Source organism: Peptoclostridium sp. (genome assembly GCF_009881055.1).
Classification (GTDB): domain Bacteria; phylum Bacillota; class Clostridia; order Peptostreptococcales; family Peptostreptococcaceae; genus Peptoclostridium_A.
The window spans coordinates 1-9,428 of record NZ_WXFG01000011.1; the positions used below are offsets into that span (position 1 = coordinate 1).

The 9,428-nt window shown below is 45.2% G+C and carries 7 protein-coding genes and 1 pseudogene; 7 read left to right on the forward strand and 1 reads right to left on the reverse strand.

Annotation, left to right across the window (positions count from 1 at the left end; translation table 11 throughout):
• Positions 1-521 precede the first annotated feature (521 nt).
• The 4 genes and pseudogenes from GT589_RS02155 to GT589_RS02165 form a co-directional block, all read left to right on the forward strand.
• Positions 522-1,079 (forward strand): pyruvate kinase alpha/beta domain-containing protein, encoded by a 558-nt coding sequence (locus GT589_RS02155; protein WP_293395304.1) that lies wholly within the window; start codon positions 522-524, stop codon positions 1,077-1,079.
• 88 nt (positions 1,080-1,167) lie between these two features.
• Positions 1,168-2,244 (forward strand): phospholipase D-like domain-containing protein, encoded by a 1,077-nt coding sequence (locus GT589_RS10060; RefSeq protein ID WP_330582838.1) that lies wholly within the window; start codon positions 1,168-1,170, stop codon positions 2,242-2,244.
• Positions 2,229-4,142, forward strand: a complete 1,914-nt coding sequence (locus GT589_RS10065; RefSeq protein WP_330582839.1) for a DUF3427 domain-containing protein — start codon at positions 2,229-2,231, stop codon at positions 4,140-4,142. Before GT589_RS10060 ends, GT589_RS10065 begins: the two co-directional genes overlap by 16 nt.
• Before the next feature lie 89 nt (positions 4,143-4,231).
• Positions 4,232-4,837: pseudogene (locus GT589_RS02165) on the forward strand (DUF4846 domain-containing protein); the annotation flags it as partial.
• A gap of 124 nt (positions 4,838-4,961) precedes the next feature.
• Here the strand turns inward: GT589_RS02165 and GT589_RS02170 are convergent.
• Positions 4,962-5,201 (reverse strand): SHOCT domain-containing protein, encoded by a 240-nt coding sequence (locus GT589_RS02170; protein ID WP_293395307.1) that lies wholly within the window; start codon positions 5,199-5,201, stop codon positions 4,962-4,964.
• A gap of 316 nt (positions 5,202-5,517) precedes the next feature.
• Between GT589_RS02170 and GT589_RS02175 the strand changes: the two genes are divergently transcribed.
• The 3 genes from GT589_RS02175 to GT589_RS02185 all read left to right on the forward strand — a co-directional run bounded on the left by GT589_RS02175 (position 5,518) and on the right by GT589_RS02185 (position 9,265).
• Positions 5,518-6,591 (forward strand): MBL fold metallo-hydrolase, encoded by a 1,074-nt coding sequence (locus tag GT589_RS02175; RefSeq protein WP_293395310.1) that lies wholly within the window; start codon positions 5,518-5,520, stop codon positions 6,589-6,591.
• 32 nt (positions 6,592-6,623) lie between these two features.
• A complete protein-coding gene (locus GT589_RS02180) occupies positions 6,624-7,970 on the forward strand; it encodes an MFS transporter (RefSeq protein WP_293395313.1) in 1,347 nt (448 codons plus the stop codon).
• Positions 7,971-8,284: 314 nt separating this feature from the next.
• Positions 8,285-9,265 (forward strand): ABC transporter substrate-binding protein, encoded by a 981-nt coding sequence (locus GT589_RS02185; protein WP_293395316.1) that lies wholly within the window; start codon positions 8,285-8,287, stop codon positions 9,263-9,265.
• Positions 9,266-9,428: the final 163 nt, after the last annotated feature.

Consider the following 9,428-nt stretch of genomic DNA (forward strand, 5'->3'; position numbering starts at 1 on the left):
CTGATTTGGTCTTTACTTAAAATTCCCATAGAAAAAGTGCGTACCTCCTTGAATGATAGTTTGATTATATCAATTCTAAGGAAGATACACACTTTATTTTACACACTCGAACTTCATGAAAAAAGGACTTTTCTCTTTTAATTCAGTTTTTTAGTATACTGACATTAAAAGATAAGTCCTTTTTCATTTGATGACAAATTCTCAAACATATTGGGAATCTGCTCCTTTCAGGATATAGCATCCCTTTATAATATTTTATATAAAAATTAAATATAGTATTTTCTTTAGTATAATCAATATTAGGATTTATTAAAGATATTTTTGTTATCTTCCATCATCTTACTTAAATTAAAATGACGACTGATTTTATATCTTTACTTGATATCCTTTTATGATTATATTGAGATAAATAGTATATTTAATTGATATTAAATAAATACCCGGCAAACAGCAGTTTAAACACGAAATAAAATTAAATAATAAATATGCTTATATAAAAATCTTGAAAGGATGATATTAATATGTATTATGAATCAATTGGTAAGGCAAATACAAAATCCACGGTAGCGCTTGCGATAAAGGCGGCTAAAGAGAAAAATATAGAAACTATTGTAGTGGCTTCCTCCGGCGGTGACACTGCGAGGCTTTTCAAAGTTAGGGATGAAATTAATGTGATATGTGTGACTTATGTAAATGGGTTCTCAGAACCGGGCAAAGCTTCAATGCCTCAGGAAGTTAGGGATGAGCTCGAAGGCTCAGGGATAAAAGTACTGTCTACTACCCATGTGCTAAGCGGCGCCGAAAGGGGCATAAGCAGGGCATTTGGAGGGGCTTATCCTGTTGAGATAATGGCCAATACCTTGAGGATGCTTGGCCAAGGCGTCAAGGTATGCGTGGAGGTGTCCGTAATGGCGCTGGATGCCGGACTAATACCCTATGGAGAACCTGTTGTCGTTGTTGGTGGCTCAAGCAAAGGGGCGGACACGGCAGTTGTAATCACACCTGCACATGCAAGCAACATATTCGAAACAAAAATACACGAGATAATATGCAAGCCTTCATACTATCCTAAGGAATAGGAAATAAAGTCGTACAGCTTGACAAATAAGCTGTCGCAGCAGAACGGGTGATGTTTCAAATAATTAATATTAGCGTAAGGGGGACATCATGCTAAAAGAGGGAATCTACGAAGAGATTATAAGCGAAAAGCTAAAGCGCGATCTTAAGGCACTTGAAATTGGGGATTTCGAGGTTGGCAGAGAGGATATCGACGTGGAGGAGGCCAGGAAGGTGCTGTCCTCATATGTTTCTGCGGTCACCAGGAAGGCACTTGAATATGTAAGGGACAGCTGTTCAGACGATAAAGAGGCGCTGTTTTCCCAGATAGAAACGTGCAATGACGTGATTACGGCTCTCGGGGAAAGGCTGGATGAGGAGGAGTTCAAAGCCCTTAGGATATCGGAGGAAGGGGAGGTTTTAACTTCAATTTACTCCAGGCTCAACAGTGTTAGAGGCATAAGAAGTGCGAAGGCAGTAAGGCCTGCTACACCCATTTCACAAAGCTCTCTGTTTACAGGGTCACACTGCGAGCCCAGCATGCTTGAGGAGCTCAAAAAGGAGATAGCCACCTCCGATTCCATCGATATGCTAGTCTCGTTCATAAAATGGAGCGGCCTCAGATGCATAATAGAGGAGCTTAAAGATTTCACAGAAAACAGGCATGGTAGGCTCAGGGTCATAACAACCTCGTACATGGAGGCCACCGATTACAAAGCCGTACTCGAGCTTAGCCGCCTCAAAAATACAGAAGTCAAAATATCGTATGATGTGGACAGGACGCGTCTGCATGCTAAGGCCTATCTGTTCAAACGGGAGACCGGATTTTCTACTGCCTACATAGGCTCGTCAAACATATCTAATCCAGCTCTAACCTCGGGGCTCGAGTGGAACATAAAGGTCACTGAAAAGGACTCCTTCGACATACTCAAAAAATTCGAGGCTACATTCGAGAGCTATTGGAACGACAGTGAATTCGTGCACTTTTGCGGGGAGAGCGAGCAGGATGCAGAGAGACTGAGAGCAGCGCTAAGCAGAAGTCGCCAAGGCCGCGACGATTCATATGTTGAGTTCGACATACAGCCATACCACTACCAGAAGGAGATGCTTGAAAAGCTCAGGGTTGAGCGCGAGGTGTTCGGCAGGCACAAAAACCTGCTTGTGGCGGCAACGTGCCGGGAGCCATAGACAACCTCTTCATAAGCATACAGAGCTTCAACAGCACAAGGCTCTACGAGAAGACATCCGAGGATTTCTATGACTACATAATAGTAGACGAGTTCCACCACGCGGCGGCAGGATCCTATCAGAGGCTCTTGAGCCACTATAAGCCCAAAATTCTCCTTGGCCTTACTGCAACGCCTGAGCGTATGGATGGCAAGAATGTACTCGAGTATTTCGAGGATACTATAGCAGGGGAGATGAGGCTGACGGAGGCCATTGACAGGAAGCTACTCTGCCCTTTTCAGTATTTTTGCGTCTCTGACGATATAGACCTTTCAAGGCTCAAATGGGGCAGAAGAGGCTATGACATCAAGGAGCTTGAAAATGTGTACACATCAAACAAGCTCAGAAGCAAACAGGTCATAAGCAGCCTGCAGCGCTATGTGGCTGATATAAACGATGTCAAGGGACTTGGATTCTGCGTGAGCATAGAGCATGCCACATATATGGCCGATTTTTTCTGCAAAGCAGGCATACCTTCAGTCGCCCTTTATTCGGGAGTCGAAGGAAAGCTCAGGACAGACGCAAGGCATATGCTCTCTAAGGGGGAAATAAAGCTCATATTCGTAGTGGACCTCTACAACGAGGGTGTCGACATACCCGAGATAAACACTGTGCTTTTCCTAAGGCCAACAGAGAGCCTTACTGTATTCGTGCAGCAGCTTGGAAGGGGCCTCAGGCTGTGCGAGGGCAAGGATTGTCTCACTGTACTCGACTTTGTGGGACAAGCTCACAGAAACTACAGCTTCGAAGAGAAGTTCAAAGCCTTAATAGGTAGAACTAAGCACTCCGTCAAGCACTATGTCCAGAATGGATTTTTCAACCTGCCAAAGGGCTGCTACATACAGCTAGAAAAACAGGCAAGGGAATACATACTTAGAAACATAAAGGAAAGCTCAAGCAGCCGCAGGAATCTTGTAGAAAAAATAAGGTGTTTTTGCGCTGATACCGGCTTGGAGCTTACCTTGGCCAACTTCCTTAAGCACCATCATCTGTCAATATATGATTTTTACGGCAAAAACGGAGACAGGACATTTAGAAGGATGATGGTCGAGGCGGGAGTCAAAGAAGATTTCAATTATGAAGCTGAGGCTGTCATAACAAAGAGGCTTCCAAATCTTTTCCATCTGAATTCGAGACGACTTTTGGAATTCCTTATAGCCTATATGGGAGGAAGGTCTGCAGACGGGGAAGAGAAGAGTCTTATGCTCTCAATGCTTTACTATTCCTTCTACAATTCACATCCGAAGGCGGAAGGTCTCGGCAGCATGGAGGAGGGGATAAGAAGAATACTTGAATGCTCCGAAATGATGGAGGAAATCCTAGACATTCTCCATTACAACTATGAAAACATGGATCTTATTGAAATAGAAAGCGATCTTGGATTTCCATGTCCTCTCGGAGTCCACAGCAGTTATTCGACTTCCCAGGTGCTTGCGGCTCTTGGGTATTACAATGAGGAGAGCAGTCCGGCCTTCAGAGAAGGCGTAAAGCACTTTGCCAAGCGGAAGCTCGACATATTCTTCATAACTCTCAACAAGTCTGAAAAGGATTTTTCGCCATCAACGCTGTATGAGGACTACGCTATAAACGACAGGCTCTTCCATTGGCAGACACAAAGCAGGACCGCAGAGGGAAGCTCCACTGCAAAAAGGTATGTAAACCACAAATCCACAGGAAATAAAATAGCCTTGTTTGTAAGGGAATACAAGGTTGAAAACGGATATACGTCGCCATTTATATTCCTAGGCGAGTGTGACTATGTTCGCCACTCGGGAAGCAAGCCGATGAGCTTTGTTTGGAGGCTGAAGAACGAAATGCCGCCTATGCTAGTGCCTAGGGCGAACAAGAGCATACTATAGCTGGTCTATATAAGGGGGCAGAGGCGTGAGGGAAATTATAATGCTGCTAATGGTTTCGGCGGTGCTTTTATCAGGATGCAGCTTGGGAGTCCGCCCACATAGCTGTCTTTGACTTGGATGTGGGAAGTGGCAATTTGCAACAGTGCGCTGACTCAGTGATGCGAATATACGGGGAATACTATTGGTCCCTTGGCGAGTTTGAAAGTATTGCATTTCACCTGACAAACGGTTTTCTGATGGAATATTCCAAGTGGCGGGGCGGCAACAGGCTAGAGGTTAGTGGAAACACCGTGCGCTGGGTAAAAAGAGCCGGCTATGACGACACTTATGAAGGCTTTAGGAAATATATTGAGCAGGTGTATGTCTACGCAGGCACGTTGTCCCTTTACAATGAAAGCCATGCTATAGCTTTGGAGGACATTCAAGCGGGGGATATGTTCATAAGAGGAGGAAGCTCGGGGCACGTGGTTTTGGTGCTTGATATTGCAGAGGATGCGAGCGGCAAGAAGTGCTTTCTGCTAGGCCAGGGCTATATGCCGGCGGAGGATTTCCATGTGCTGAAAAATCCGCTTCATCCTGATGATCCATGGTACTATTCATCGGAGATAAAATACCCTCTAAGGACGCCGGAGTATTCATTTGGTGATGGGAGCATCAGGAGCTGGAATGGCCTAAATACAAGTGATTATAAATGATTACAACTATATAACGATGACTGCTTATCGGTAAAATAGCAAGGTAAATGCAAGGAGTAGGGGAAGTCATAAACTGACAACCCCTGCTCCTTGTTAGCACAAACACAGAGCACAGTAGATTAATTTACTCCAGCTCTGACTTTTTTTTCTTGAATTCCTCATCATCGATTTCGCCTTTGGCATACCTTTCGCGGAGTATGGCCATAGCAGAATCTTCCTTAGACTTGGAAGCATCGACTCTATTAAGATAGTTGTTGAGCAGTTTTACAGCGATAAAAATTACTACACCCCAGAAAATAAGATTGATAATCATAGGTGTGAATCCCATCCACCAGAAGTCATGTCCATAAAATCCTCGCATCATTTTTATCTCCCCTTTCGTCAAATATGTTCAGCAAGTATAGTGAAATACTAATTAGTTTATCTACTTTTATTATAGGCAAGAAATATGTCAATTCTGTGAATAAATTGTGATGGACTATGCTATATTTTACAGATACGCCTATTTTCTCAGATAGCATATAAGCTGATTCAATAGCATACATGTTTTTATGAATTTTCCAGATTAATAGTATATAATCATACTAGAAGCAAAAAAACTCTACACTTTTCAATGTCTTATTTAAGAGTTTAAATCAGGATTAGTGCCTTAATATATGAGGCAAAAGGGAGGGAATATTATGAGGTTTGAACAGCTTAATCCTCACTCCTGCAAAACTTATCTTATAGTAAATGAGCAGGACGGCGCAGCTGTTATTGTTGATCCGGTAATTGAACATTTCAAATATTATATCGAGCTTTTGAAAGACAGGAACCTGAAGCTGACCCATGTTATTGACACCCACACCCATGCAGACCACATATCGGCAGGCTCCGCACTTAAGGACGCCACAGGCTGCGAGTACGTAATGCATGAAAACGCACCGTCCAAATGCGTGAGCATACGAGTAAAGGACGGGGATATCTTAAAAATAAACGACGTTGAATTCAAATTCATCTACACGCCTGGACATACTAAGGACGCACTAAGCATTATAGTCGGTGACAAGTTGATGACTGGGGATTTCCTTTTCCTCGACGACGGTGGCGCCGGGCGAGATGATCTGCCGGGAGGGGACCCGGCAGATCACTGGGAAAGCCTTAAAAGGCTGGACGAGCTGCCTGACGAGCTTGTGGTTTATCCAGCTCATGAGTACCGAGGCAGACAGCCATCAACCCTTGGAACTCAGCGCAGGACTAATCCCCATCTGCAAAAGCGCAGCAAGGAAGAATTTATAAGATATATCGAGGATTTGCGCCTCGGACCTGCCGAGTGGATGAAGGACGTATTAAAGGCGAACTACGCTTGCTCACAGGACCCCAACGCAGCCTGGATCCCTGTGGATGTCGCTGCCTGTGAGATAAAGGGGACCATGGATGAGGGCGTCAATGAAATTCAGGTGGGCTATATAACTGTGCAAGAATTGAGCGATAGGCTTCGCAATGGCATGGAGACTTTGCTGCTCATAGATGTCCGTGAGGAAGAAGAGCTTGAAGGGCCACTGGGTCATATAGACGGAGTTTTCAACATTCCAATAGGCGAGCTTGCAATAAAGCAACGGGAAGTGCACAGTCATAAACAGGATGTTGTTGTAACTGTATGTCGCTCTGGAGCCAGGGCTACAACAGGGGCACAGATACTAAAAAAGGCCGGGTTCGAGAATGTGCTTGTACTCGAGGGCGGCATGAAGGCCTGGAGAGAAAACGGACTGTAGAATTAACACATTAAAAATGAAGGGAGAAAAAAATGCTAAGCATTACATCACGCATAGACAGACTACCGACTACACCAATGCTCAAAAAAATACTCTTCTGGACAGGCATAGGCTGGATGTTCGACGCTATGGACCAAGGGATGGTTGCCGGGGTAATGGCTGCTATAGGAAAGGATTGGGAGCTAACAACCGGGCAGCTTGGGCTTCTTGGAAGCTCGGGTATGCTTGGAATGGCGCTGGGAGCTGCTCTTTCCGGCATGGCTGCTGACAGGTGGGGAAGAAGAAAGGTAATAATGTGGACTCTTATCATTTACGGCGTGGCCAGCGGGCTTTCAGGCTTTTCCACGAGCTATCCGATGCTTCTGGCACTGAGATTCCTTACGGGCTTTGGACTTGGCGGTGAGCTGCCTGCCGCGTCCACGCTGGTCAGCGAATACTCGCCCACAAAGGACAGGGGACGAAACGTTATAATACTCGAGAGCTTCTGGGCATGGGGCTGGATAGCTGCCGCGCTTGTTGCGTATCTTATGATTCCTGTTTACGGCTGGAGGACGGCATTCTGGGTAGGCGCTCTGCCTGCGCTGTTTGCCGCTTATTTCAGGAAGATTGTCCCCGAGTCGCCAAGATATCTTGAAATGGCAGGAAGGATAAAGGAGGCGGACCAGCTTGTTGGCATAATGGAAAAGCAGGCCGGCATAAGCTATGAGCCAGGAATGGCGACAAGCGAGAATTCAAAGCACCAGGTTAACGGCAGGGTGACCTTTGGAGACTTGTGGTCGAAAAAATATGTAAGGAGTACTGTCGTTCTTTGGGTTATATGGTTTGGAATAAATTTCGGTTACTACGGCTTTGTGCTCTGGACGCCTTCCCTGCTGGTTGACAAAGGCTTTGACCTTGTAAGGAGCTTTGAGTTTACTCTTATAATGTGTCTTGCCCAGCTGCCCGGATATTTCAGCGCGGCCTATCTGGTTGAAAAGGTGGGAAGGAAGATGGTGCTTGCCTTATATTTTGCCGGAACTGCTGTGGCAGCGTGGCTGTTCGGACATGCGGGGAGTACAACTGAGGTCATAATATATGGAAGCCTGCTGTACTTTTTCAGTCTTGGAGCCTGGGGCTGTGTATACGCCTACACCCCAGAGGTTTATCCCACGGTTGCAAGGGCAAGCGGAACAGGCTGGGCCTCGGCCTTTGGACGTTTGGGGGCCTTCATGGCGCCTTTTGTAGTGCCCGTAGTATACAAGGCATTCGGCACACAGGCTGGCTTTGGGTATGTGTTTTTAATGCTGACTGCCGTATTTGCCGCTGTTGCGGTGGTCGTTGCGGTCCTTGGAAAAGAGACTATGGGCAAGTCCCTCGAGGAGATCAGCACCCATATGTAAATTGAAAATTGGGTAATTAAAGAAAGAGTCCTGGATATTTCGGGACTCTTTTGTGCAGGTTTGGATTTTGTTGCTACCCAGCAATGCCAAGCAAAGACAGGCCAGCGTGAGGCGACCAATGTTGAAATGTCTGAATATTTACAAAACTTTACACAAGCACTAATGTATGTTAAAATCGTGTCATAATAAGACGCTCGATTTAATTGTATTGTCTGTCTGAAAAAGGAAGGCATGTGTAGGCCCTTGGGGCGAGTAGAAGAGTGTCTTATGAACGGCAACTATTCAAAAATTTCAAATCTCAGGAGGATGGTAGTATGGTCAGGAAACTCGTATCTATTTTTTGTGCTTCAATTCTTTTGTCAACGTCTTTATTGTCGGGCTGCTCAAAGGCTCCGGACACTTCTTCATCTTCAGAAACCAAAACGTACAAAATTGGAATTTCACAGATTGTGGAACACCCTGCGCTTGATGATGCAAGAAAAGGCATTATTGATGCGCTAAAGGAAGAGGGCTTTGTTGAAGGTGAGAACCTCGAAATAGACTTCCAAAATGCCCAGGGCGACATGCCTACAGCCCAGACTATAGCTGACGGCTTTGTATCATCAAAAAAAGACTTGATTGTTGCTATAGCTACGCCTTCAGCGCAGGCTGCAGCCAACGCGACAAAGGACATCCCGATAGTATTTACGGCAGTAACTGATCCGGTAGCGGCTGGTCTTGCGGCTTCACTTGAAAAGCCAGGCGGTAACATAACAGGCTCAAGTGATGCGGCTCCCATGGAAAAGCAGTTCGAGCTTGTGAAAACACTGGTACCGGGAGCTAAACAGATTGGCATGATATACAATACAAGCGAGGCCAATTCGATTGTCCAGGTGGAAAAGGCCAAGGCGCTTTCAGGCAAGTTCGGATTCAAAATAGTTGAGATAGGCATTACAACTGTAAACGACATAGACCAGGCTCTCAATTCTGCAAAGGGCAAAATAGATGTACTCTATACTCCTACTGACAATGTGGTTGCATCCGCAATGCCTCTAATAGCCAACAAATGCATTGAAAACAAGCTTGCCCTTATAGGGGCAGAGGACGCCCATGTCAAAAGCGGGGCGCTTGCAACTGAGGGCATAAGCTACTACAATCTTGGACTTCAAACTGGCAAGATGGCAGCTAGGGTTCTGAAAGGGGAAGCTCCAGGAGAAATATCTGTAGGCTTTCTTGAGAACACAGACCTTGTAATAAACAATGAGACGGCAAAGAGCATTGGAATAAAAATTCCCGAAAGCTTAAAAACAAAATAATGCTGCAGGCTAATTCTATAATAAGCTTTGCATAATATAAAAAACGGCTCTCTTTAGGCATATGTGATGTGACCCCAATAAGTTAGACTTTTTAGCGTAGCAGTTTTATGGCTGCTACGCCATTTTTATGCCGCCAAGAGGTTAAGCCTGTATTCCACAGGGC

Excerpts from the sequence above, each read along its gene's own strand:
- GT589_RS02180 (WP_293395313.1), top strand. The coding sequence starts at position 6,624 with ATGCTAAGCATTACATCACGCATAGACAGACTACCGACTACACCAATG.
- GT589_RS02175 (WP_293395310.1), top strand. The coding sequence starts at position 5,518 with ATGAGGTTTGAACAGCTTAATCCTCACTCCTGCAAAACTTATCTTATA.
- GT589_RS02185 (WP_293395316.1), top strand. The coding sequence starts at position 8,285 with ATGGTCAGGAAACTCGTATCTATTTTTTGTGCTTCAATTCTTTTGTCA.
- GT589_RS02170 (WP_293395307.1), bottom strand. The coding sequence starts at position 5,201 with ATGATGCGAGGATTTTATGGACATGACTTCTGGTGGATGGGATTCACA.
- GT589_RS02155 (WP_293395304.1), top strand. The coding sequence starts at position 522 with ATGTATTATGAATCAATTGGTAAGGCAAATACAAAATCCACGGTAGCG.
- GT589_RS10060 (WP_330582838.1), top strand. The coding sequence starts at position 1,168 with ATGCTAAAAGAGGGAATCTACGAAGAGATTATAAGCGAAAAGCTAAAG.